The following is a 23,158-nucleotide window of genomic DNA, read 5'->3' as shown; positions in this document are numbered from 1 at the left end:
GTCGCCATGCGAGTTCTCACCGTCAATGTGGGGCGGCCGAAGGCCGTCGAGTACACCTCCTCCCCGAGCGGCACCACCGGCATCGACAAGCGGCCGGCCGAGGGACCCGTGCGGGTGAGCGATCCGGGGCCGAAGGGCGAGGGCGGGAGCGGTGTGGCCGGGGACGCGGTCTGCGAACTGCGCTTCCACGGCGGGACCCACCAGGCGGTGTACGCGTTCGCGCGCGAGGACCTGGACTACTGGGAGGGCGAGTTGGGGCGCCCCCTCGCCAACGGCTCGTTCGGGGAGAACCTCACCACCACGGGGTTCGACGTCAACGCCGCCCTCATCGGCGAGCGCTGGCGGATCGGGTCGGCGGTCCTCGAGGTGGCGTCCGGGCGCGTTCCGTGCCGTACGTTCGCGGGCTGGCTGGGCGAGAAGGGCTGGGTCAGGCGGTTCACCCAGCGCGCCGCGCCGGGCCCGTACCTCAGGGTCGTCGAGCCGGGCGAGATCCGGGCGGGCGACGCGATCGAGGTGGTGCACCGGCCGGACCACGAGGTGACCGTCGAGTTCGCCTACCGGGCTTTCACGCTCCGGCGGGAGCTGCTGCCGCGCACACTCGCGGCGGGCGAGGCGCTGGACCCGGAGGTACGCGAGGCCGCGCTCGCCTATACCGCACAGGCGACTCACGCCCGCTGAGCCGCACCTGACGGGACGGTGCCTGGCAGGACAGCGCCTGATAGGGCGCGCCTGACGGGCGGCGGATCCTGATACTCCGTATATGTACGGCGGATCGTCCACAGCCCCACGGGACCGGGCACCGTGATGTCCGCGCGGGGCACTAACGTGCCGCGTATGACGACTGCACTGATTACGGGCGCGACGGCGGGGATCGGGGCCGCCTTCGCGCGGCGGCTGGCGGCGGACGGCCGCGACGTGGTGCTGGTGGCCCGGGATGTGAAGCGGCTTCGGGAACAGGCGACCGAGCTGCACGACAGGCACGGGATCGAGGCGGAGGTCCTTGCTGCCGACCTGGCCGAGGAGGACGGCATCGCGGCCGTGGAGGCCCGGCTGTCCGACCCCAAGCGGCCGGTGGACCTGCTGATCAACAACGCCGGGTTCGGCAACAAGGGCCGGTTCCTGGATGTGTCCATGGCCGACGAGCTGCGGATGCTGAAGGTGCACTGCGAGGCGGTGCTGCGGCTGACGTCGGCCGCATCGGCGTCGATGCGGGACCGTGGGCGGGGCGGCGTGGTGAACGTCGCCTCGGTGGCCGCGTTCGTGCCGCGCGGCACGTACGGGGCGTCGAAGGCGTGGGTCGTGCAGTTCACGCAGGGCGCGGCGCGCGATCTGGCGGGCAGCGGGGTGCGGCTGATGGCGCTGTGCCCGGGCTTCGTGCGTACGGAGTTCCACGAGCGGGCCGGGATGGGGACCGACAACATCCCCGGCTGGATGTGGCTGGACGCCGACAAGCTGGTGGCGGAGGCGCTGGCGGATCTGGCGCGGGGCAAGACGCTGTCGATTCCGGACCCCCGCTACAAGGCGCTGATGGGTGTGGCGAAGCTGGTGCCGCGCGGGCTGCTCGGCGGTGTGAGCTCGCGCGCGGGCCGTAAGTACGGGCCGCAGTAGACCCCCGGGCTACTACGGCCCGTCTCGCGCGTCCGGAATCGGTCCGGAGTAGTTCCGGAATCATGGACGCCGTGACGATCGAACGTCAATAACTTCGGAACGAATGATCGAAACTCCCGCCGTTCGATCAGATCGGGCTCCCGGGTGGATTAGGGTCTGACGACGGGCACCGCTCGACCGAGCCACCACACTTCGAGGGGGACTTCCGCCGTGCGCGAGAGTGCTGTTGAACGTCACGACCGTCTGCTGGCCCTGGTACGGGAGCGCGGCACGGCGCGGGTCTCGGACCTGGCCGCGCAGCTCGGCGTCTCCCCCGTGACCGCGCGCCGGGACGTGGAGGCCCTCGCCTCCAAGGGGCTGCTGGACCGGGTGCACGGCCAGGTCTCGTGGCCGGGGGGACAGAACGGGCCCGAGCGGCGCCCGGGCGGCGAGCCAACTGCCGCGGCGCCGGGCAGCGGTCCGGTGCTGGGCCTGCTCGCCCCGTCGGCCACGTACTACTTCGCCGAGGTGATCCGTGGCGCGCGCGAGGCGGCGGCCAGGGCTGGGGCGCGGCTGATCCTGCGGATCTCCGACTACCGGCCGGAGGACGACCGGGCCCGCACCGAGGGCCTGCTGGCCGCGGGCGCGGAAGGGCTGCTGGTCGCGCCGGGCTGGCGGGCGCCGGGCGACCAGGCCGAGCACGGCGACTGGATCGCCGAGCTGCCGGTGCCGGCCGTACTGCTGGAGCGGCGCGCCACGCCCGGTTCGGCCCTGGACGCGCTGGACCGGGTGTCCTCCGACCACCGGCACGGGGTCGTCCTGGCCGTGCGCCACCTGGTGGGGCTGGGGCACCGGGCGCCGCTGCTGGTGGCCCGCACGGACAGCCCGACCGCGCTGGCGGTGCGGTCCGGGTACGCGGAGGCGCTGGGCGCCCTGGGGCTGGGCGAGCCCGGCCCGGTGATCGACTCGGTGCCGTCCGAACTGGACCCGGAGGGGTTCGAGGCGGCGGTCCGGGCGCTGCACTCGGCGGTCGCGTCGGGCGCGGCGACCGCGGCCCTGGTGCACAACGACGTGGCCGCCATCGAAATGGTGCAGCGCCTCGCCGAGCTGGGGGTACGGGTACCCGGCGACCTGGCGGTGATCGCGTACGACGACGAGATCGCCGCGCTCGCCGACACCCCGCTGACGGCGGTCGCCCCGCCGAAGCGCCAGGTGGGCCGGCTGGCCACGGAGCTGCTGGTGGAGCGGCTCGCCCAGGTGGCGGCGGAGGGCACCGGTGCCCCGGCCGGGGAGCGGCCCGAGGACGATCCCCGGCGGCATGTGACGCTGCTGCCGAGGCTGCGGGTGCGGGCCTCGTGCGGGGCCGGCGAACCGAAACCGGCCTGATCTATTTTCGATCAAACAATCTTTCGCTCTTGACTTCGCTCATGAGTGGCTCAATCATCACGGCCACACCTTCCGTGTCGCCGTTCGTTCAGGAGCCCCGCCATGAGCCGCAGCATGAGCCGCAGCGTCAGCCGCAGTTGGAGCAGAACGTCCCCCGCCATAGCCGCCACCGTCGCCTCCCTCACCGCCCTGGCCGTCCTCACGGGGTGCGGCGCCGACAGCGGTGACGACCCGTCAGGCCCCGCGGCCGACGGCAAGCCGGTGACCATCACCTTCTGGGGCTGGGCCAAGGGATCCAAGGAGGTCGTCGACGCGTTCAACGCCTCGCACAAGAACATCCACGTGAAGTTCGAGGAGATCCCCTCCGGCAACGCCGGCGGGTACGCCAAGATCTCCAACGCCGTGAAGGCGGGCAACGCCCCCGACCTGGTCTCCATCGAGTACCCGTCGCTCCCCGAGTTCGTCAGCCAGGGCTCGCTCCAGGACATCGGCGCCCACCTGCCCGAGGACGTCAGAAGCAAACTGCTGCCGCAGGCCCTCGAACTCACCACCCTCGGCGGCAAGAACTGGGCCGTCCCCTTCGACGCCGCGCCGCAGGCCTTCTACTACCGCAAGGACCTCTTCGCGAAGTACGGCGTCGAAGTCCCCAAGACCTGGGACGAGTTCAAGGTGGCGGCCGAGAAGGTGAAGAAGGCCGACGCCAAGGCCCGTATCGCCACCTTCTTCCCCGACGACCCGACCAGCTTCGAGGCGATGGTCTGGCAGGCCGGCGCCCAGTGGTTCAAGGCCGAGGGCGACACCTGGAAGGTCGACACCACCGACGCCGCCACCAACAAGGTCACCGCCTACTGGCAGGGACTCCTCGACGCCGACCTGGTCCGCAACAACGCCTCCTTCAGCCCCGAGTGGACCAGCTCCCTGAAGAACGGCACGACCATCGGCTACCTCGGCGCCTCCTGGGGCGCGGGCGTCCTCAAGGGCACCCTGCCCGAGCAGAGCGGCAAGTGGGCCGTCGCCCCGATGCCGAGCTGGGACGGCAAGCCCGCCAGCGGCATGCTCGGCGGCTCGACCTTCGCCGTGACCAAGGACAGCGAGAAGGCCCGGGCGGCGGTCGAGTTCGCCACCTGGATGGCCACCACCGAGGAGGGCGTCAGGGCCCGGATCGCCTCCGGCACCTCCAGCGCCTTCCCGGCCGCCACCGCTCTGCGCCCCGTCGCCAAGAAGGCCTTCGACGCCGGTTTCTACGGCGGCCAGGACATCTACCGGCTCTTCGAGCAGGCCGGCGCCTCCATCAAGCCGAACTGGGCCTGGGGACCCACCACCGGCACCACCAACCTCGCCATCAAGGACCAGCTCGGCAAGGTCGCGAACGGTGGCACCACCCTCGCCGACGCCGTGCGGACCGGACACGACGCGACCGTCGCCGAGCTGATGAAGCGCGGGCTGAAGGTCGAGGGCTGACACCGATGAAGGCCCGCGTCACCCGCGCCGCCACCGCCGCCACCGCCGCCCCCGTCACCCCCGCCGGCCCCACCGGCCCCACCGGCCCCGGCCCCGCCAGCAGTCCTCGCACCGGGGCCCGGGCCCGTACCGGCGCCGCCGCCGTGCTCCTCACCCCCTTCTTCGTCCTGTTCACCGCGGTGATGGTGGTGCCGATCGGATACGCGGTCTGGCTCAGCCTGTTCACCGAGAAGCAGTCGGGGCTGGGCTTCGGCGGCACCGAGACCGTCTTCAGCGGCCTCGACAACTACCTGGCGGCGCTGGGCGACCGGGCCTTCCGCGAGGGATTCGGCGTCCTGCTCGGATACTGCCTGCTCTACATTCCGCTCCTGCTCGCCGGAGCCCTCGGCCTCGCCCTGCTGCTCGACTCGGCGCTCGCCCGCGCCCGCCGCTTCTTCCAGCTCGCGCTGTTCCTGCCGCACGCCGTACCCGGCATCATCGCCGCGCTGATCTGGGTGTACCTCTACACGCCCCAGCTCAGCCCGGTCGTCAAGGCCATGGAGTCCGGCGGCATCGGCTTCGACTTCTTCTCACCCGAAGGCGCCCTCCCCTCCGTGGTCAACATCGCGCTGTGGGAATGGCTCGGCTACAACATGGTCATCTTCTACGCGGCCCTCCAGGCCATCGACCGCTCCGTCCTCGAAGCCGCCACGGTCGACGGGGCCGGCGCCTGGCGCACCGCGTTCAGCATCAAACTCCCGCTGATCCGCGCCTCCTTGGCGATGGTCACGCTGTTCACCGTCATCGGCTCACTCCAGCTCTTCACCGAGCCGCTGATCCTCAACAAGGGCACGGGCTCCGCCGTCACCTCCACCTGGACGCCGAACATGTACGCGTACACCGCGGCCTTCGACCGCAACGACTACGGACTCGCGGCCGCCGCCTCCGTCCTCCTCGCACTCACCGCCGCGCTGCTGTCCTTCGCCGTCACCCGCCTCACCGGCCGCCGGAAGGAGAAGCGCACATGAGCGCGACCGTCACCACCCCGCCGTCCGCGACGCGGATCACCGCGCCCCCGGCCGCAAGGAACGCACGCGCCCACCGGCCGCCGAGCCGATGGCTGTCCCGGGCCGCCGTCAACGGGGCCCTGCTCCTGTCCGCCGCCTACATGCTCTTCCCCCTCGTCTGGCTGGTCACCGCCGCCACCAAGGACGCGGGCGGGCTGCTGGCCGGGAACGCCTTCTCCTTCGAGGGCTTCGACCTCGCGGGCAACCTCACCCGGCTCGCCGAGTACGGCGACGGGGTGTACTTCCGCTGGTACCTCAACAGCCTGCTGTACGCGGGCGGCGGGGCGCTGGCCTGCTCGCTGATCTGCGTCGCCGCGGGCTACGCCTTCGACAAGTACGACTTCCGGGGCAAGGAGAAGCTCTTCGGCGTCGTCCTGATGGGCGTGCTGGTCCCCACCACCGCGCTCGCCCTGCCCATGTACCTGCTCGCCAGCAAGACCGGCGTCGTCAACACCTACTGGGCCGTGCTCATCCCCGTCCTGGTCAACCCGTTCGGCGTCTACCTCGCCCGGGTCTTCAGCGCCGGCTACATCCCCGACGAGGCCCTGGAGGCCGCCCGTATCGACGGGGCGGGCGAACTGCGCGCCTTCTGGTCGATCGGGCTGCGCATGATCATGCCCGGCTTCGTGACCGTCTTCCTCTTCCAGTTCACCGCCATCTGGAACAACTTCTTCCTCCCCCTGGTGATGCTCTCGGACCAGCGGCTCTTCCCCCTGAGCCTCGGCCTGTACGCATGGAACAGCAACGCCCACGCCGAACCGGACTTCTACCCCCTCGTCGTCACCGGCTCCCTGCTCGCCGTCGTCCCCCTCGTCGTCGCCTTCGTCTCGCTCCAGCGCCACTGGAAGGCCGGTCTGACCGCCGGCAGCGTCAAGTGAGGCCGCCGCCCGTGCCGCCGTTGAGGAGCTCACGTTCCACCATGCACCACACCACTGACAATCGGCCCGCCGTCCTCCTGGCGATGGCCCCGGGCATCGCCGGCCGCCTGCTCACCGACGCCCACCGCGCCCGCCTCACCGCCCTCGCGCGTACCGACCCGCACCTGGTCGCCCACGACCTGGCCGCGCCCCCGCCCCCCGTCGCTGCCGCGCTCGCGGAGGCCGAGGTGCTGTTCACCTGCTGGGGCGCCACGCCGCTCACCGCAGCCGTCCTGGACCGGGCCCCACGCCTGCGCGCCGTCGTCCACGCCGCCGGATCGGTCAAGCACCACGTCACCGACGCCTGCTGGGAGCGCGGCATCACGGTGGCCTCGGCCGCCGCGGCCAACGCCCTGCCCGTCGCGGAGTACACGCTCGCCACCATCCTGCTGGCCGGCAAACGCGTCCTGCGCGCCGCACAGCGGTACGCCGAGCTGCGCGCCGACCACGACTGGCTGACCGAGCTGGCCGACAGCGGCAACCACCGCCGCACGGTCGGCATCGTGGGCGCCTCCCGCATCGGGCGCCGCGTGATGGAGCTGCTGCGCCCCTTCGACGTACAGGTCCTGCTGTACGACCCGTACGTCACCCCCGACGAGGCCGCGGGGCTCGGCGCCGTCCCGGCCACGCTCGACGAACTGTGCGCCCGCGCCGACATCGTCTCCGTGCACGCCCCCCAACTGCCGTCCACGCACCACATGATCGGCGCCCCGCAGCTCGCCCTCATGCCGGACGGCGCGACGCTCATCAACACCTCGCGCGGCTCGCTCATCGACGAGACGGCCCTGCTCGCGCACCTCACCTCGGGCCGCCTCAACGCCGTACTCGACGTCACCGACCCCGAACTCCCGCCCCCCGACTCCCCGCTCTACACCCTCCCCAACGTCCTGCTCACCCCGCACATCGCGGGCTCGCTCGGCAACGAGCTGCACCGGATGGCGGACCATGCGCTGGACGAGCTGGAGCGGTACGGGAGGGGCGCGCCGTTCGCGGATCCGGTGCGGCCGTGGGAGCTGAACCGTTCCGCGTAGCACGGGAAACACCGAGGCCCGGTGCCCCCGCGACGGGGGCACCGGGCCTCGAAACGCTCAGCAGGCGTCAGAAGACGTCAGTGGGCGTGGCCGTGACCGTGGCCGTGGCCCGCGTCCGCCGGCTCCTCTTCCTTCTTCTCGACGACCAGGGTCTCGGTCGTGAGCAGCAGGGAGGCGATGGAGGCGGCGTTCTCCAGGGCAGAGCGGGTGACCTTGACCGGGTCGATGACGCCGGCCTTGACCAGGTCGCCGTACTCGCCGGTGGCGGCGTTGAAGCCCTGGCCCTTGTCGAGCTCCGCGACCTTGGAGGTGATGACGTAGCCCTCCAGGCCGGCGTTCTCGGCGATCCAGCGCAGCGGCTCGACGGCGGCGCGGCGGACGACCGCGACACCGGTGGCCTCGTCGCCCTCCTTGCCGAGGTTGCCGTCCAGCACCTTGACGGCGTGGACGAGCGCGGAGCCACCACCGGAGACGATGCCCTCCTCGACCGCGGCGCGGGTCGCGGAGATGGCGTCCTCCAGGCGGTGCTTCTTCTCCTTCAGCTCCACCTCGGTGGCGGCGCCGACCTTGATCACGCACACGCCGCCGGCCAGCTTCGCGAGGCGCTCCTGGAGCTTCTCGCGGTCCCAGTCGGAGTCCGTGGTCTCGATCTCGGCCTTGATCTGCGCGACGCGGCCGGTCACGTCCTCGGACTTGCCACCGCCGTCGACGATCGTGGTGTCGTCCTTGGTGACGGTGACGCGGCGGGCGGTGCCCAGCACGTCCAGACCGGCCTGGTCGAGCTTGAGGCCGACCTCCTCGGCGATGACGGTGGCGCCGGTGAGGGCGGCCATGTCGCCGAGCATCGCCTTGCGGCGGTCGCCGAAGCCGGGGGCCTTGACCGCGACGGCGTTGAACGTGCCGCGGATCTTGTTGACGACCAGGGTCGACAGGGCCTCGCCCTCGACGTCCTCGGCGATGATCAGGAGCGGCTTGGAGGAGCCGGCCTGGATGACCTTCTCCAGCAGCGGGAGCAGGTCGGTGATCGCGGAGATCTTGCCCTGGTGGATCAGGATGTACGGGTCGTCGAGGACGGCCTCCATACGCTCCTGGTCGGTGACCATGTACGGGGACAGGTAGCCCTTGTCGAAGGCCATGCCCTCGGTGAAGTCCAGCTCCAGGCCGAAGGTGTTGGACTCCTCGACGGTGATGACACCGTCCTTGCCGACCTTGTCCATGGCCTCGGCGATGAGCTCGCCGACCTGCTGGTCCTGGGCGGAGAGCGCGGCGACGGCGGCGATGTCGGCCTTGTCGTCGATCGGGCGGGCCGAGGCGAGCAGCTCGTCGGAGACGGCCTTGACCGCGGCGTCGATGCCCTTCTTGAGGGCGGCCGGGGAGGCGCCCGCGGCGACGTTGCGCAGACCCTCGCGGACCAGGGCCTGGGCCAGGACCGTGGCGGTGGTGGTGCCGTCACCCGCGATGTCGTTGGTCTTGGTCGCCACCTCCTTCACGAGCTGGGCGCCGAGGTTCTCGTACGGGTCCTCGACCTCGACCTCGCGGGCGATGGTGACACCGTCGTTGGTGATGGTCGGCGCGCCGAACTTCTTGTCGATGACGACGTTGCGGCCCTTGGGGCCGATCGTCACCTTGACCGTGTCGGCAAGCTTGTTGACGCCGCGCTCAAGGGCGCGACGGGCGTCCTCGTCGAACTTCAGGATCTTCGCCATGGGAGCGATTCAGCCCTCTCGGAAACTCGGGTTAACGAACCGCGCCCCTCGCCGCCCGGCAATGTGTCATCAGCGGGGGCCAGGGGCGCAGCTCAAAAGCAATCTCTGCGGTGACTTACTTCTCGACGATCGCGAGCACGTCGCGAGCCGAGAGGACGAGGTACTCCTCGCCGCTGTACTTCACCTCGGTGCCGCCGTACTTGCTGTACAGCACGATGTCGCCGGTCTTGACGTCGAGCGGCAGACGCTCGCCGTTCTCGAAGCGGCCCGGGCCAACGGCCAGGACGACGCCCTCCTGGGGCTTCTCCTTGGCGGTGTCCGGGATGACCAGGCCAGAGGCGGTGGTCTGCTCGGCGTCGAGCGGCTGGACCACGATGCGGTCCTCGAGCGGCTTGATGGCAACCTTGGAGCTGGTGGTCGTCACGATCCGACCTCCCCCTTCGGAGATCTCACGGGGTTAACTGTCTGAGGTGGCGACCAGGTGGATCCGTCGTCGCGGGTGCCGGACCTGCCCGTCGCTGTGTTGGCACTCTCCAGTGGGGAGTGCCAGAGCCGAGACTATGACCGCGATTAGCACTCGGTCAAGCGGAGTGCCAATTCATCGCCCGGCCGTGGCGCCGGCCCGGCTTCCGGGAGGCAGTCGGGGGCGGGGTCAGACGTAGTCCTCCAGCCTGGCCACCGCGTACCCCTTGGCCGTGACGACGTCCATCACCTGCCGGATCATGTCCGGCATGGTGCCGTTCCAGTCCTCCCGGCCCCGGAAGTGCGTGAGGATGATGTCGCCGGGATGCAGGTCCCGGTCCCATTCGCGCCACTCCATGTGGTCGGGGAAGGCTTCGGCCGCCCACAGGGGTACGGCCCTGACGCCGCACGACTGGGCGGCCCGCAGCGTGTCGGCGTTGTAGTTGCCGTAGGGCGGGCGGAAGAGGGTGGGGCGTTTGCCGTACCGCTTCTCGATGTTGGCCTGCTGGCCGCAGATCTCGTGCTTCTGCTCCGCGTACGAAAGGGCGGGCATGTAGCGGTGGTTGAGGGTGTGGTTGTGCAGGGCCACGCCCAGGTCCTGCATCCGCTTGAAGTAGCCGTAGTCCTCCTTGACCAGGTAGTCGCTGAGGAAGGCGCTGTAGGGGATGCCCAGTTCGGCCATCATGCGCAGCAGGCGCGGGTCCTTCTCCGCGCCGTCGTCGATCGTGAGGAACACGACCCGTTCCGTGGTCGGGACGGTGGTGAAGACCGGTGGCAGGGTCGGGTCACCGACTCCGAAGCCCTGGCGGAAGGTGATGTGCGGCTTGTCGCCGGGCGCCGGGGGCGGGGGCGCGGCCAGGGGGGTGGCCTTGAGGCCCCACCTCTTGGCGGCGAGGGCACGGGCGGCCTGGGCGCGCCGGGCCTTCTCCACGTACGCATTGAGGGCGTCGGACGCGGCGGGGGGCCGCTGGGGCTGCTGCCCGGCGGCGGGCTCGGCCTGGCCTCCGGCACCGGCGCCCGCACCGGCCGCCGGCCCGCCGTCGCCGGTTTCCCCCGCACAGGCGGAGCCGAGCGCCGCGACCAGCAGCGCGCCCAGCAGGATCCGAGCCCGCTTGCTTACCCTTTGACCTTTTTGTCGTACTAGCTGCATGGCGCCGCATCCTGTCAGCGCACCGCCTCCACCACCGGCCGACACCGCCGCCTGACGCGCACCATCCCCCGCCTGGCCCACAATGGGCCGGGTGACCGATCTCGCCGCCTTCTCCGCGCTCCTCACCGACGAGGGCCAGACCCTGCTCGCCGCCCTGCGCGACTACACCCCCGCCCAGGAGCTGGCCGTCGCCTCCAGGCTGCGCCGCGAGCACCCGGCCGACCTCGTCACGGCGGCGATCGGGCAGGCGCGGCTGCGGCAGCGGGCGGTGGCGAAGTTCGGCGAGCAGGACGCGCACCGCATGTACTTCACGCCCGGCGGCGTCGAGCAGTCCACCCGCAAGCCCGTCGCGGAGTACCGGGCGGCCCGTTTCAAGGAACTCGGCGTGCGCGGCGTCGCCGACCTGTGCAGCGGGATCGGCGGCGACGCCATCGCGCTCGCCCGCGCCGGCATCCGCGTCCTGGCCGTCGACCGCGACCCGCTGACGGCCGAGGCCGCCCGCGCCAACGCCGCCGCCCTGGGCCTGGCCGGCCTGATCGAGGTGCGCTGCGCGGACGTCACGGAGGTCGACACCTCCCCGTACGACGCGGTCTTCGTCGACCCGGCGCGGCGCGGTGGCCGGAGCGGTGGCCGGATCTTCGACCCGGAGGCGTACTCCCCGCCCCTGTCCTGGGCCATCGACGCGGCGCGCAAGGCCCCGCACGCCGCGCTGAAGATCGCCCCGGGCATCCCGCACGAGACCGTCCCGCCGGAGGCGGAGGCCGAGTGGGTCTCCGACGGCGGCGACGTGAAGGAGGCGGTGCTGTGGTTCGGCACCCGCCCCGGCGCGGTCACCGCGACCCTCCTGCCCGGCCCGCACAGCCTCACCGGCCGGGGCCTGCCCGACCCGCCGGTCCGCCCCGTCGGCCGCTTCCTGTACGAGCCCGACGGCGCCGTGATCCGCGCGCACCTGGTCGCGGAGGTCGCGGACGACCTCGGCGGCGGCCTGGTCGACGAGACGATCGCGTACATCACGGCGGACGACCTGCGCCCCACCGCGTACGCCACCGCGTACGAGATCACCGACGAGCTGCCCTTCAACCTCAAGAAGCTGAAGGCCCTGCTGCGCGACCGCGAGGTCGGCACCCTGACGGTGAAGAAGCGCGGCTCGGCGGTCGAACCGGAGGAACTGCGCCGCAAGGTGAAACCGAAGGGCCCGAACGCGGCCACGGTCTTCCTGACCCGCGTGGCGGGGGCACCGACGATGCTGATCGGGCAGCCGGTCTAGGTCGTGTCGGGTGGATCATGTTTGGGCCGCGTGCCCCGGCACGCGCATCTGCGGCGTGCGCACCCGGTTCCGATGTCACCATGATCCGCCGGACACTCCCTAGGCGGCCAGCCGCAGCACCAGGCGGCGGTGGGCGACCGCCTTGGCGGCGCCGATCAGGCCGTGCACCCACAGGATGAGGCCCGCGCCCATGGCGTAGGCGACCTCCGGGTACGTCGTGTCACCGGGGCGGGCCAGCGCCGGGACGGCGAACGCCAGCCCCAGCCCGGCCGCGCACAGCACGAACGCCGACAGCAGCCACGCCAGGCTCATCCCGGGCGCCCGGAAGCGGGCGTCGTGGACCGGGGACGGGTCCAGGGCCGCCCACTCCAGCAGCCGGGCGCGCAGCGTGCCGTCCTGGCGGATCCCGAGCACGACGACGATCACCAGCGGCACCATGGCGGCCAGTCCCAGGCAGGCGGCGAGGCCGGCGGCGATGGCGACGAGCGGGTCCGTCAGACCGTCGAGCGACACGATCGCCCCGCCGATGAAGGCCCACCCCACCTGGAGTCCGGCCAGCGTCAGCAGGAAGAGCGTCAGCCGCCCGCCGCCCAGCATCCGCCGGTTCAGCTCGCGGATCGCCATCGTCCGGTCGGCGAGCAGTGCCTCACGCCCGGGCCAGGTCCGAAGGTGCACGGGCGGCGGAGGCGGAGGCAGGAGCTTACGGCTGGGCATGGTCGGAGACGGCATGGTCCGAGGCTAGCCCCCCATGAGGGGGCGTCACGATCGCGTCTCAGGCCGTCCCGTGCGACTCGAACCGCCAGCGGTGCACCGGGCGGGTGACCAGGTCGGCGGCGGGTTCGGGGAGTTCGGGGAGGGCCGCGTCGCAGGGGGCCTGCCACCAGGTCAGGACCAGAACCCGGTCGCCGGGGGCCGTGAAGGTCTCCCGGCGGACCGGCTCGGTGGGCAGCGGCTGGGCGCGTGCCCACTCCAGGAGTTCGGCGCCCCGGCCCTCCGCCGCGCGGGCCTCCCACATGAGGGTGACCACGGTCATGAGTAGAGGTTGTCCTTGCTGATCTCGTGCACGTGGTCGTGGTCGTGGTTCCCGGGCACGTGCGGGTCGGTGACCGGCAGGGAGGAGTCCGCCGACAGCTCCAGGTCCGAGGCCGGCCGGTTGCGGGCCACCATCTCGGCGCCGAGGGCCGCGACCATCGCGCCGTTGTCGGTGCACAGCTTGGGGCGCGGCACGCGCAGCCGGATGCCGGCCCGCTCGCACCGCTCCTCCGCTAGTGCCCGCAGCCGCGAGTTGGCGGCCACGCCGCCGCCGATCATCAGGTGGTCGACGCCCTCGTCCTTGCAGGCCCGCACCGCCTTGCGGGTCAGGACGTCGACGACCGCCTCCTGGAAGGACGCCGCCACGTCCCGTACCGGGACCTCCTCGCCCGCCGCGCGCTTGGCCTCGATCCAGCGGGCCACGGCCGTCTTCAGGCCCGAGAAGGAGAAGTCGTACGCGGGGTCCCTCGGCCCGCTCAGCCCGCGCGGGAACGCGATGGCGGACGGGTCCCCCTCCTTCGCCAGCCGGTCGATCACCGGCCCGCCCGGGAAGCCCAGGTCCAGCACGCGCGCGATCTTGTCGAACGCCTCACCCGCCGCGTCGTCGATCGTCGAGCCCATGGGGCGGACGTCGGAGGTGATGTCCGGGGCGAGCAGCAGGGAGGAGTGTCCGCCGGAGACCAGCAGCGCCATCGTCGGCTCGGGCAGCGGCCCGTGCTCCAGTTGGTCGACGCAGATGTGCGAGGCCAGGTGGTTCACCCCGTACAGCGGCTTGTCCAGCGCGAACGCGTACGCCTTCGCCGCCGACACGCCCACCAGGAGCGCCCCCGCGAGGCCGGGGCCGGCGGTGACGGCGATGCCGTCCAGGTCGCGGGCGGAGACCCCGGCCTGATCGAGCGCGCGCTCGATGGTCGGGACCATCGCCTCCAGGTGCGCGCGCGAGGCGATCTCGGGCACGACACCGCCGAACCGGGCATGCGTGTCCACGCTCGACGCGACGGCGTCCGCGAGCAGGGTCGTGCCCCGGACGATGCCGACTCCGGTCTCGTCGCAGGAGGTCTCGATGCCGAGGACGAGGGGTTCGTCAGCCATCACTCTCAGTTCCTTGTACGTTGTGTACGTTCAGGCGCATGACCAGCGCGTCGATGTTGCCCGGCTGGTAGTAGCCGCGGCGGAAGCCGATCGGTTCGAAGCCGAAGCGCTCGTACAGCTTCTGGGCGCGGGTGTTGTCGACCCGCACTTCGAGCAGGACCTCGTCGCACTCGAAGGCGGTGGCGTGCTGGAGCAGGTCGGCCAGCAGCCGGGCGCCGAGCCCGGTGCCCCACTGGTCGCGGGCGACGGCGATCGTCTGGACGTCGCCGAGCCCGCCGGCCGCCGCCAGCCCCGCGTACCCGACCAGTCTGCCGCCGGCTTCGGCCACCACGTAGTGGCGGGTGGCCTGGGGGCCGCGCGCGTGGGCCAGTTCGGACCAGAACATGCCCTCCGACCAGGCGTCGTCGGGGAACAGCTCCCGTTCCAGCTCCAGCACCGGCGCGATGTCCCACCAGCGCATCTCGCGCAGCACGGGGGTCACTTGGGGGTGACCACCTTGTAGTTTTTCGGCACCTGGGCGTCGGGGCGGCGCAGGTACAGCGGCCGCGGGTCCAGGAACGCCTCGCCCGCCTTCAGCCGCTCGGCCGCCAGTGCCGCGAGCGCCGCGGCCGACTGGTGCTCGGGGCCGCGGGCGTCCGGGAACACCTCGCCGTACAGGCGGGCGCCGGCGCCGACGGCGGGGAGGCCGGCGACCTGTTCGGCGATGTCGGCGGGCCGGTCGACGGCGGGGTCGGTCACACGGGTGCGGCAGTCGTCGTACCGCGCCCAGTAGACCTCCTTGCGGCGCGCGTCGGTCGCCACGACGAACGGCTCCTCGATCCCGGAGGCGTACGCGAGTCCGTCGAGCGTGCACAGTCCGTGCACCGGTACGCCGCCGAGCGCCGACGCGAAGGTGGCCGCGGTCACCAGCCCGACCCTGAGCCCGGTGTACGGGCCGGGCCCGACGCCGACGACGATGCCGGTGACGGCGTCCAGCTTCAGACCGGCTTCGTGAAGCACCCGGTGCACGGCGGGCAGCAGCAGTTCCCCGTGGCGGCGCGCGTCGACCTGACTCGACTGCGCGAGGACGGACTCCCCGTCGTGCAGGGCGACGGTGACGGCGGGCGTGGCGGTATCCATGGCGAGCAAGAGCACACAAACAGCCTACGGCTCCGTGGCGGCGGGCACGGCGCCCCCGGTACACGCGCGTGATCCTGCTACGGTCACACCGCATACGTACGTGGGAGAGGTGGGCAGCAGCGTGGCAAGGAGCAGCTCGGGATTCGTGGCCGGGCTCACCGCGGCGGCTCTGGCCGCGGTCGCCTTCCTCGCCTACCAGGCGTCGGCCAATGCCCCCGCCGACCTGTCGGCCGGGTCACCCGCCCCGGCCGCCTCGCCGTCGGCCCCCGCGCCGGGCGGCGCGCCGAAGAACCCGGCCGGCACCGCGCTCGCCCTGCCGAAGCAGTCGGGCACGGGCGTGCGGGTGGTGTACTCGCTCGGCGAGCGGCGGGTGTGGCTGGTGGGCGAGAAGAACAGGGTGACGCGTACGTTCCCGGTGATGCCGAGCACGGTCCACCCGGCCCCGGGCACCTACTCCGTGACGTCCCGCTCGGGCACCGTGCCGGGCTCCGACGGCGTCCAGATCGAGCACGTCGTGCGGTTCACGAGCGTGGACGGCGTGACGATCGGCTTCAGCGCGGCGGTCGACGGCTCCCTGTCCACTCCGGACCCGACGCGCCGGACGGGCGGTATCCGCATGAAGCGGGCGGACGGCGACGCGATGTGGACGTTCGCGACGGTCAACTCGAAGGTCGTCGTCGTCCCGTAACGGATGCGCCGGCACCGACTCGCACGGCTCGCGCGCCGGGGCGTACCGCCTCGGTGCGCGCGCCCGTCTACGCCGCCCTGCGCCGTTCCGGAGTCGCTTCGGGGGCCCCGGCCTCGGGGGTGGCGTCCTGGCCGGGCGCCGGGGACGCGGCGGTGTCCGCTTCGGCGTCGGCTTCCGCTGCCTTCGGCGGCGTGGAGACGGCGCTGGCCGCCGCGCACGACGCCAGCAGATCGCGCATGGACACATCCTGCTTCGACGTCGGCATGGTCGCCTCCTCGGGCTGCGGGGCAGGCATAGTTAGGTAGACCTAACCAGGTCCTGGTATCCATGTGACCACGCCTCGGAGGTACGGCGCAACATCATGCCGACGTCTTGTCGGAAAGTACGGCGCCACGCGCCCGCCCCGTCACCCCAGCGCCAGGTCCACGCCCGCCCAGCGCTCCCCGTACCCGGTGAGCGTCACGACCCGCCGCTCGTCGTCCGTGGAGCCGACGACCCGGTGGATGACGACGTGCAGCCGGTCCTCGGTCAGGTCCTCGACCTTGCCCTCGCCCCACTCCACGACCACCACCGAGTCGGGCAGCGAGACGTCGAGGTCGAGGTCCTCCATCTCGTCGAGCCCGCCGCCCAGGCGGTAGGCGTCGACGTGGACCAGCGCGGGGCCGCCCACCAGGGACGGGTGGACGCGCGCGATGACGAACGTCGGGGACGTCACCGCGCCGCGCACTCCGAGCCCCTCGCCGAGCCCGCGGGTCAGCGTCGTCTTGCCGGCGCCGAGCTCGCCGGTGAGCATGACCAGGTCGCCGGGGCGCAGGAGCTTGGCGAGCGTACGGCCCAGCTCCTGTGTCTGCTCGGGTGCGTGGAGGGTGAAACGGGCGGAGGTGGCCGTGGCCCCCTCAGGGGCCGGGCTGTGCGGTGCTTCCATACGTGCCAACGTTAGTCGCTGCCGGTACGGCGCCCACCCGTACCAAGAGGTCCGCGAGCCGGTCCGTGACCGCGTCCGGGTGCTCCAGCATCACCAGGTGCCCGCCGTCGGGCACGATGACCAGCTCGGCGTCCGGCAGGAGGCCCGCGATCGCCTCCGTGTGGGAGCTGGGCGTAACCAGGTCCTGGTCGCCGGCCAGCGCCAGCACCGGCACCTCGGCGAAGATGCCCAGCGCGTCCGCCTTGTCGTGCTCGGTGAACGCCGGGTAGAACTCGGCGACCACGTCGATGGGCGTCCCCTCGATCATCCGCTCGGCGAACCGGGCGACCGCCGGGTCCACGTCCTTCGACGAGAACGAGTACCGCTTGATGAGCCCCGCGAACAGGTCCGCCGTGGCCCGGCGGCCGCGCTCCACCAGCTCCGCCTGCGAGCCCAGCGCCCGCAGTATGCCCGGCAGCACCCGGCGTACGGCGTTCACGCCCGCGACCGGCAGCCCGTAGTTGACCTCGCCGAGGTTGCCGCACGAGGTGCCGACGAAGGCGACGCCGACGACCCGCTCGCGGATCAGCTCCGGGTACTGATCGGCCAGCGCCATCACCGTCATGCCGCCCATCGAGTGCCCGACCAGCACCAGCGGCCCCTCGGGGGCGGCCGCGTCGATGACGGCCTTCAGGTCGCGGCCGAGCTGGTCGATCGAGACCGGCACCCGGTCGGGGCCGCGCTGCGCGGCGCCGCGCCCCGAGCGGCCGTGGCTGCGCTGGTCCCAGTGGACCGTGCGGACCAGGCCCCGCAGCGCGGCGCGCTGGAAGTGCCAGGAGTCCTGGTTGAGGCAGTAGCCGTGGCTGAAGACGACCGTGACGGGGGCGGGCGCCTTGCGCCCGAACAGCCGGCGGCGACGCGGGGCGCCGGCCTCCGCCTCCACCTCGTCGACCTCGTAGTACAGCTCCGTACCGTCGTCGGCCTCGGCCCGGCCCGGCGTACCGCGCAGCGAGCCGTAGGGACCTGCGGCGTCCAGCGCCAGGCGGGCCTTGCGGCGCATACCGCGCCCGACGGTGAGCCGCTCGATGGCCACACCGGCCGCCGCGCCGGCCGCGATCACCCCTATCGCGGCACCGGCGAAACCGGCGCGGCGCCAATTGCCGGCCGCGGCGGCGGAGACCGCTCCCGCCGCCGCGTCCACCGAACTGGTCTCACTCACTACGGCTGCTCCCTAGCTCCCGCTACAGCTACCGCTGCCGCTACTCGTTCAGGTAGACGCGTGGTACCCGCGAACCGATGCGCGTCACGATCTCGTACGCGATCGTGTCCGCGGCGCGCGCCCAGTCCTCGGCGGTCGGCTCACCGTCATCGCCTGCCCCGAACAGCACGGCTTGCGCACCCGGCTCGACGGCGTCCCCGTGGAGGTCGACGACGAACTGGTCCATCGCGACCCGCCCGGCCACCGTCCGCACCTTGCCGCCGACCAGCACCGGGCCTCGGCCCGACGCGTGGCGCGGGATGCCGTCGGCGTACCCGAGCGGGACGAGACCGAGGGTCGTGGCCCGCTCGGTGACGTAGTGGTGCCCGTAGCTGACGCCGTGCCCGCCCGGCACGTCCTTGACGAGCGCGACACTGCCGACCAGCCGCATCACGGGCCGCAGCCCGAAGTCGGCGGGCGTGCCGACCTCGGGGCTCGGCGAGACGCCGTACATCGCGATGCCGGGCCGTACGAGGTCGAAGTGCGTCTCCGGGAGGGTGAGCGTGGCCGGGGAGTTGGCCATGTGCCGCACCTCCGGCTCGACGCCCGCCTTCTCGGCGTACGCCAGCATCTCGTGGAACGTCTCCAACTGGGCGCGGATGGAGGGGTGCCCGGGCTCGTCGGCGCACGCGAAGTGCGACCAGACGCCGGTGACCTTCAGCAGGCCCTCGGCCTGGGCCGTGAGCGCCTCGCCGACGAGCCGGGCCCAGTCGGCGGGCTGGCAGCCGTTGCGCCCGAGCCCGGTGTCGGCCTTGAGCTGCACGCGCGCCGGCTGTGCGGTCCGGCGCGCCGCCTCCCTGACCTCGTCCAGGGCCCACATTCCGCTCACGGACATGTCCAGGCCGGCCCGGATGCCCTCGTCCCAGGGGTCCCCGGGCGTCCACAGCCAGCACAGGACGGGCGCGTCGATCCCGGCCGCCCGCAGGGCGAGCGCCTCGTGCGGCGTGGCGGTCCCGAGCCAGGTGGCCCCGGCCTCCAGCGCGGCCCGCGCGCAGGGCACGGCCCCGTGCCCGTACGCGTCGGCCTTCACGACGCCCATGACCTGGACGTCCGGCCCCACACGGCCCCGCAGGGCACGCACGTTGGCGCGCAGCGCCCCGAGGTCGATCTCGGCGCGGGCGCGAAGGGTCTGCGGTGTCTCACTCATCGCGCCCAGTCTCTCAGGTGCGGCCCGCCACTCGGCCGCGCCCGCGTGTCACCCAGGTCACGCTCGCCGCCGTCGGACCTCCGGCGTCGCGCCCGGCACCTATGGCGTGGGGGTGCCCCCTCTGGGGGAGAGGTGAAGGGGCGCGACGGTGCCGAAAGGGAGAACGCGCGGAGGTTCCGAAGAACGAGGAACCGAGCACGATCGACCGTCGACACCGGCTCCAGCGCCCCGGAGGCGAACCGAGCCCTTAAAAAAGCACGTCCCGCCACGCCCCCGGCAGCGCCTCCGCGACGTCGTACGCCGCGATGGGGGCGTCCCGGGAGACGCGGCGGGCCGCCAGGCCGTGCAGGTAGGCCGCGACCGACGCGGCGTCGCGCGCGGCGAGGCCCGCCGCCAGCAGCGAACCCGCCAGGCCCGACAGGACGTCGCCGCTGCCGGCGGTGGCGAGCCAGGGCGTGCCCGTCGGGTTGACCCGGACCGGCCCGTCGGCCGAGGCGACCAGGGTCGTCGAGCCCTTGAGCAGCACCGTCGCGCCGTACCGGCCCGCCAGCTCCCGTACCGCCTCCAGGCGCCGGGACTCCACGTCCTCCCGCGCGGTGCCCAGCAGGGCGGCCGCCTCGCCCGCGTGCGGGGTCAGCACCGTGGGCGCCGGGCGGGACCGCACGACGGACGGGTCCAGGTTCCGCAGCCCGTCGGCGTCCACCAGGACCGGGACGTCGGAGCCCAGGACGTCGGCCACGCCCGGCGTGTCGCCCAGGCCCGGGCCGATCACCCACGCCTGGACGCGCCCCGCCTTGCCGGGCGGCCCCGCGTGCACCAGGGTCTCCGGGTGGCGGGCGAGCACCGCTTCACCGGCCGGCCCGACGTACCGCACCGCCCCGGCGCCGCCCCGCAGCGCGCCCGACACCGCGAGGACGGCCGCGCCGGGGTAGCGCGCCGACCCGGCCACGACGCCGACGACGCCCCGCCGGTACTTGTCGCTCTCGCCCACCGGCACGGGCAGGAGCCGCGCCACGTCCGCGTGCTGGAGGGCCTCCACGTCCGGCTCCGGCGGCAGGGCGAGCCCGATGCCGACGAGCCGGACCGCCCCCGCGTACTCCCGTGCCGGGTCGATCAGCAGCCCCGGCTTGTACGCCCCGAACGTCACCGTCGCGTCCGCCCGTACCGCCTCCCCGTGCACCTCCCCGGTGTCGGCGTCCACGCCGCTCGGCAGGTCGACGGCGACCAGCACGGCACCCGAGTCGCGGGCCGCCCGGACCACGTCCACGGCTTCCGGGCGAAGCCCGCCTCGCCCGCCGATCCCGGTGATGCCGTCCACGACGAGGTCGGCGCCCCCCAGCGCCCCGAAGGCGTCGTCCACGACCCGGCCCCCGGCGCCCCGCAGCGCCGCCAGCCCGCCGGCGTGCGCCCGCGAGCCCAGCAGCACCGCCGACACGCCCGCGCCCCGGCGCGCCAGCCGGACGCCCGCGTACAGCGCGTCGCCCCCGTTGTCGCCGCTGCCGACGAGCAGCACCACCCGGGAGCCGTAGACGCGCCCGAGCAGCCCGGCGCACGCGGCGGCCAGCCCCGCCGCTGCCCGCTGCATCAGCGCGCCCTCCGGCAGCCTCGCCATCAACTCGGCCTCGGCGGCCCGTACTGTCTCCACGCGGTAAGCGGTACGCATGGGGTCAACCCTCCGCGATCACCACCGCCGACGCCACCCCCGCGTCATGGCTGAGCGACACGTGCCAGTTCCGTACGCCCAGCTCCGCCGCGCGTGCGGCGACCGTGCCGCGCACCCGCAGCCGGGGTTGCCCGCTGTCCTCGACGTACACCTCCGCGTCCGTCCACTGGAGCCCGGCCGGTGCGCCGAGCGCCTTCGCGATCGCCTCCTTGGCGGCGAACCGCGCCGCGAGCGAGGCGATGCCGCGCCGCTCCCCGCTCGGCAGCAGCAACTCCCGCTCCAGGAACAGCCGCTCCGCCATGTGCGGCGTACGCTCCATCGCCGCCGCGAACCGGTCGATCTCCGCCACGTCGATGCCCACCCCGATGATCATTCGACGGTGACCGACTTCGCCAGGTTGCGCGGCTGGTCGACCTCGTTGCCCCGGGCCGTCGCCAGCTCGCAGGCGAAGACCTGCAACGGCACCGTCGACACCATCGGCTGGAGCAGCGTCGGGGTGGCCGGGATGCGGATCAGGTGGTCCGCGTAAGGGCTCACCGCCTCGTCGCCCTCCTCGGCGATCACGATCGTGCGGGCGCCGCGGGCCCGGATCTCCTGGATGTTCGACACGATCTTGTCGTGCAGGACCGAGCGGCCGCGCGGCGACGGGACCACGACGACGACGGGCAGGTCCTTCTCGATCAGCGCGATCGGCCCGTGCTTGAGCTCACCGGCGGCGAAGCCCTCCGCGTGCATGTAGGCGAGCTCCTTGAGCTTCAACGCGCCCTCCAGGGCCACCGGATAGCCCACGTGCCGCCCCAGGAACAGCACCGTGTTCTTGTCCGCCAGCGACCGGGCCAGCTCCCGCACCGGCTCCATCGTCTCCAGCACCCGGTCGACGTCGTCGGCGATCCGCGCCAGGTCCTTGACGACCGCCCGGATCTCGTCGCCCCACTTCGTGCCGCGCAACTGCCCCAGGTACAGGGCCAGCAGGTACACGGCGACGAGCTGCGTCAGGAACGCCTTGGTGGACGCCACCGCCACCTCCGGGCCGGCGTGCGTGTACAGCACGCCGTCCGACTCGCGGGGGATCGTCGAGCCGTTGGTGTTGCAGATCGCCAGCACCCGGGCACCCTGCGCGCGGGCGTGCCGCAGCGCCATGAGGGTGTCCATGGTCTCGCCGGACTGCGAGATCGCGATCACCAGCGTCCGGTGGTCCAGGATCGGGTCCCGGTAGCGGAACTCGCTCGCCAGCTCCACCTCGCACGGGATGCGGGTCCAGTGCTCGATGGCGTACTTGGCGATCAGCCCGGCGTGGAACGCCGTCCCGCACGCCACCACGACCACCTTGTGCGCCTCGCGCAGCACCTCGTCGTCGATCCGCAGCTCGTCCAGCCGCAGCGAACCGCTCGCGTCGATACGGCCCAGGAGCGTGTCGGCGACCGCCTTCGGCTGCTCGGCGATCTCCTTGAGCATGAAGTAGTCGTATCCCCCCTTCTCGGCCGCCGAGGCGTCCCAGTCCACGTGGTACGCGCGCACGTCGGCGGGCGCCCCGTCGAAGTCGGTGACCGTCACGCCCTCCCGGCGCAGCTCCACCACCTGGTCCTGCCCCAGCTCGATCGCCGAGCGGGTGTGGGCGATGAACGCGGCCACGTCCGAGGCGAGGAACGCCTCGCCCTGGCCGACCCCGACCACCAGCGGCGAGTTGCGCCGCGCCCCGACGACCACGTCGGGCTGGTCGGCGTGCACGGCGACGAGCGTGAAGGCGCCCTCCAGCCGCCGGCACACCAGCCGCATCGCCTCCGCCAGGTCGCCGCACGACGAGAACTCCTCGGCGAGCAGGTGCGAGACGACCTCGGTGTCCGTCTCGGACTCCAGGGTGTGCCCCCGCTCGGCCAGTTCGGTCCGCAGCGGCGCGAAGTTCTCGATGATGCCGTTGTGGACGACGGCGACCCGCCCGGCGTTGTCGAGGTGCGGGTGCGCGTTGGCGTCGGTCGGCCCGCCGTGCGTCGCCCACCGGGTGTGCCCGATCCCCGCGCCGCCGGTGGGCAGCGGCCGGCTGTCCAGCTCCTTCTCCAGGTTGACGAGCTTGCCCGCCTTCTTCGCCGCGGCCAGGGAGCCGTCGGCGAGCACCGCGACACCGGCCGAGTCGTAGCCCCGGTACTCGAGCCGCTTGAGGCCCGCGATCACCACATCAAGCGCCGACTGCCCGCCGACGTAACCCACGATTCCGCACATGCCGAGCAGCCTACGACCGACGTCC

24 protein-coding genes are annotated in these 23,158 nt (G+C 72.8%); 9 read left to right on the top strand and 15 right to left on the bottom strand.

The window, feature by feature from the left end:
• Nucleotides 1-6: 6 nt before the first annotated feature.
• The 7 genes from AB0J57_RS24820 to AB0J57_RS24790 all read left to right on the top strand — a co-directional run bounded on the left by AB0J57_RS24820 (nucleotide 7) and on the right by AB0J57_RS24790 (nucleotide 7,428).
• On the top strand, nucleotides 7-678 hold the full coding sequence (locus AB0J57_RS24820) for an MOSC domain-containing protein (protein ID WP_366130471.1): 672 nt from the start codon (nucleotides 7-9) through the stop codon (nucleotides 676-678).
• 156 nt (nucleotides 679-834) lie between these two features.
• Nucleotides 835-1,608 carry an SDR family oxidoreductase gene (locus AB0J57_RS24815; protein WP_366130470.1) on the top strand — a complete coding sequence of 258 codons (774 nt, stop codon included), beginning with the start codon at nucleotides 835-837 and terminating at the stop codon, nucleotides 1,606-1,608.
• A 210-nt stretch (nucleotides 1,609-1,818) separates the two neighbouring features.
• The gene (locus AB0J57_RS24810; protein WP_366130469.1) at nucleotides 1,819-2,973 is read left to right on the top strand and encodes a substrate-binding domain-containing protein; all 1,155 of its coding nucleotides are present in this window, start codon (nucleotides 1,819-1,821) and stop codon (nucleotides 2,971-2,973) included.
• A 102-nt stretch (nucleotides 2,974-3,075) separates the two neighbouring features.
• Entirely contained in the window at nucleotides 3,076-4,434 is a 1,359-nt protein-coding gene (locus AB0J57_RS24805) for a sugar ABC transporter substrate-binding protein (RefSeq protein WP_366130468.1), read from the top strand.
• Between the two features lie 5 nt (nucleotides 4,435-4,439).
• Complete coding sequence (locus AB0J57_RS24800) at nucleotides 4,440-5,441, top strand: sugar ABC transporter permease (protein ID WP_366130467.1); 1,002 nt, start codon at nucleotides 4,440-4,442, stop codon at nucleotides 5,439-5,441.
• Complete coding sequence (locus tag AB0J57_RS24795) at nucleotides 5,438-6,358, top strand: carbohydrate ABC transporter permease (protein ID WP_366130466.1); 921 nt, start codon at nucleotides 5,438-5,440, stop codon at nucleotides 6,356-6,358. The genes AB0J57_RS24800 and AB0J57_RS24795 overlap by 4 nt, the downstream gene beginning before the upstream one ends.
• Nucleotides 6,359-6,399: 41 nt before the next feature.
• Nucleotides 6,400-7,428: a hydroxyacid dehydrogenase gene (locus tag AB0J57_RS24790; RefSeq protein WP_366130465.1), complete on the top strand. Its 1,029-nt coding sequence runs from the start codon at nucleotides 6,400-6,402 to the stop codon at nucleotides 7,426-7,428.
• A gap of 77 nt (nucleotides 7,429-7,505) precedes the next feature.
• Here AB0J57_RS24790 and groL read toward each other — a convergent pair whose 3' ends face one another.
• The 3 genes from groL to AB0J57_RS24775 form a co-directional block, all read right to left on the bottom strand.
• The gene (groL, locus tag AB0J57_RS24785; protein ID WP_366130464.1) at nucleotides 7,506-9,134 is read right to left on the bottom strand and encodes a chaperonin GroEL; all 1,629 of its coding nucleotides are present in this window, start codon (nucleotides 9,132-9,134) and stop codon (nucleotides 7,506-7,508) included.
• A gap of 115 nt (nucleotides 9,135-9,249) precedes the next feature.
• Nucleotides 9,250-9,558, bottom strand: coding sequence for a co-chaperone GroES (gene groES, locus AB0J57_RS24780; protein WP_010471835.1), 309 nt, complete (start codon nucleotides 9,556-9,558; stop codon nucleotides 9,250-9,252).
• Nucleotides 9,559-9,786: 228 nt separating this feature from the next.
• Nucleotides 9,787-10,746, bottom strand: coding sequence for a polysaccharide deacetylase family protein (locus AB0J57_RS24775; protein WP_366130463.1), 960 nt, complete (start codon nucleotides 10,744-10,746; stop codon nucleotides 9,787-9,789).
• A gap of 82 nt (nucleotides 10,747-10,828) precedes the next feature.
• On the opposite strand from AB0J57_RS24775, the gene AB0J57_RS24770 reads away from it, so the two are divergent.
• Entirely contained in the window at nucleotides 10,829-12,013 is a 1,185-nt protein-coding gene (locus AB0J57_RS24770; RefSeq protein ID WP_366130462.1) for a class I SAM-dependent methyltransferase, read from the top strand.
• Between the two features lie 99 nt (nucleotides 12,014-12,112).
• Here the strand turns inward: AB0J57_RS24770 and AB0J57_RS24765 are convergent, their stop codons facing one another.
• The 5 genes from AB0J57_RS24765 to tsaB are packed head-to-tail and all read right to left on the bottom strand — an operon-like array spanning nucleotide 12,113 to nucleotide 15,271.
• Nucleotides 12,113-12,742, bottom strand: a complete 630-nt coding sequence (locus AB0J57_RS24765) for a hypothetical protein (protein ID WP_366130461.1) — start codon at nucleotides 12,740-12,742, stop codon at nucleotides 12,113-12,115.
• Nucleotides 12,743-12,785: 43 nt separating this feature from the next.
• Nucleotides 12,786-13,046: a hypothetical protein gene (locus AB0J57_RS24760; protein ID WP_366130460.1), complete on the bottom strand. Its 261-nt coding sequence runs from the start codon at nucleotides 13,044-13,046 to the stop codon at nucleotides 12,786-12,788.
• Nucleotides 13,043-14,137: a tRNA (adenosine(37)-N6)-threonylcarbamoyltransferase complex transferase subunit TsaD gene (tsaD, locus tag AB0J57_RS24755; RefSeq protein WP_366130459.1), complete on the bottom strand. Its 1,095-nt coding sequence runs from the start codon at nucleotides 14,135-14,137 to the stop codon at nucleotides 13,043-13,045. Before tsaD ends, AB0J57_RS24760 begins: the two co-directional genes overlap by 4 nt.
• Entirely contained in the window at nucleotides 14,130-14,597 is a 468-nt protein-coding gene (gene rimI / locus AB0J57_RS24750; RefSeq protein ID WP_366130587.1) for a ribosomal protein S18-alanine N-acetyltransferase, read from the bottom strand. Before rimI ends, tsaD begins: the two co-directional genes overlap by 8 nt.
• Nucleotides 14,598-14,614: 17 nt before the next feature.
• Complete coding sequence (gene tsaB / locus AB0J57_RS24745) at nucleotides 14,615-15,271, bottom strand: tRNA (adenosine(37)-N6)-threonylcarbamoyltransferase complex dimerization subunit type 1 TsaB (RefSeq protein WP_366130458.1); 657 nt, start codon at nucleotides 15,269-15,271, stop codon at nucleotides 14,615-14,617.
• A 106-nt stretch (nucleotides 15,272-15,377) separates the two neighbouring features.
• Here tsaB and AB0J57_RS24740 point away from each other — a divergent pair, with 106 nt between their 5' ends.
• Nucleotides 15,378-15,944: a L,D-transpeptidase gene (locus AB0J57_RS24740; RefSeq protein WP_366130457.1), complete on the top strand. Its 567-nt coding sequence runs from the start codon at nucleotides 15,378-15,380 to the stop codon at nucleotides 15,942-15,944.
• Nucleotides 15,945-16,011: 67 nt separating this feature from the next.
• Here the strand turns inward: AB0J57_RS24740 and AB0J57_RS24735 are convergent, their stop codons facing one another.
• The 7 genes from AB0J57_RS24735 to glmS form a co-directional block, all read right to left on the bottom strand.
• On the bottom strand, nucleotides 16,012-16,209 hold the full coding sequence (locus tag AB0J57_RS24735) for a hypothetical protein (protein WP_366130456.1): 198 nt from the start codon (nucleotides 16,207-16,209) through the stop codon (nucleotides 16,012-16,014).
• A 141-nt stretch (nucleotides 16,210-16,350) separates the two neighbouring features.
• Nucleotides 16,351-16,869 (bottom strand): tRNA (adenosine(37)-N6)-threonylcarbamoyltransferase complex ATPase subunit type 1 TsaE, encoded by a 519-nt coding sequence (gene tsaE, locus AB0J57_RS24730; protein ID WP_366130455.1) that lies wholly within the window; start codon nucleotides 16,867-16,869, stop codon nucleotides 16,351-16,353.
• Nucleotides 16,841-18,067 carry an alpha/beta hydrolase gene (locus AB0J57_RS24725; RefSeq protein WP_366130454.1) on the bottom strand — a complete coding sequence of 409 codons (1,227 nt, stop codon included), beginning with the start codon at nucleotides 18,065-18,067 and terminating at the stop codon, nucleotides 16,841-16,843. Before AB0J57_RS24725 ends, tsaE begins: the two co-directional genes overlap by 29 nt.
• 40 nt (nucleotides 18,068-18,107) lie before the next feature.
• A complete protein-coding gene (gene alr / locus AB0J57_RS24720) occupies nucleotides 18,108-19,253 on the bottom strand; it encodes an alanine racemase (RefSeq protein ID WP_366130453.1) in 1,146 nt (381 codons plus the stop codon).
• Between the two features lie 247 nt (nucleotides 19,254-19,500).
• On the bottom strand, nucleotides 19,501-20,916 hold the full coding sequence (locus tag AB0J57_RS24715) for an NAD(P)H-hydrate dehydratase (protein WP_366130452.1): 1,416 nt from the start codon (nucleotides 20,914-20,916) through the stop codon (nucleotides 19,501-19,503).
• 4 nt (nucleotides 20,917-20,920) lie between these two features.
• On the bottom strand, nucleotides 20,921-21,289 hold the full coding sequence (locus AB0J57_RS24710; protein WP_366130451.1) for a holo-ACP synthase: 369 nt from the start codon (nucleotides 21,287-21,289) through the stop codon (nucleotides 20,921-20,923).
• Entirely contained in the window at nucleotides 21,286-23,133 is a 1,848-nt protein-coding gene (gene glmS, locus AB0J57_RS24705; RefSeq protein WP_366130449.1) for a glutamine--fructose-6-phosphate transaminase (isomerizing), read from the bottom strand. Before glmS ends, AB0J57_RS24710 begins: the two co-directional genes overlap by 4 nt.
• Between the last annotated feature and the right edge of the window lie 25 nt (nucleotides 23,134-23,158).

Source organism: Streptomyces sp. NPDC049837 (assembly GCF_040674455.1).
Taxonomy (GTDB): domain Bacteria; phylum Actinomycetota; class Actinomycetes; order Streptomycetales; family Streptomycetaceae; genus Streptomyces.
This window is presented reverse-complemented; position numbering and strand designations above follow the sequence as displayed.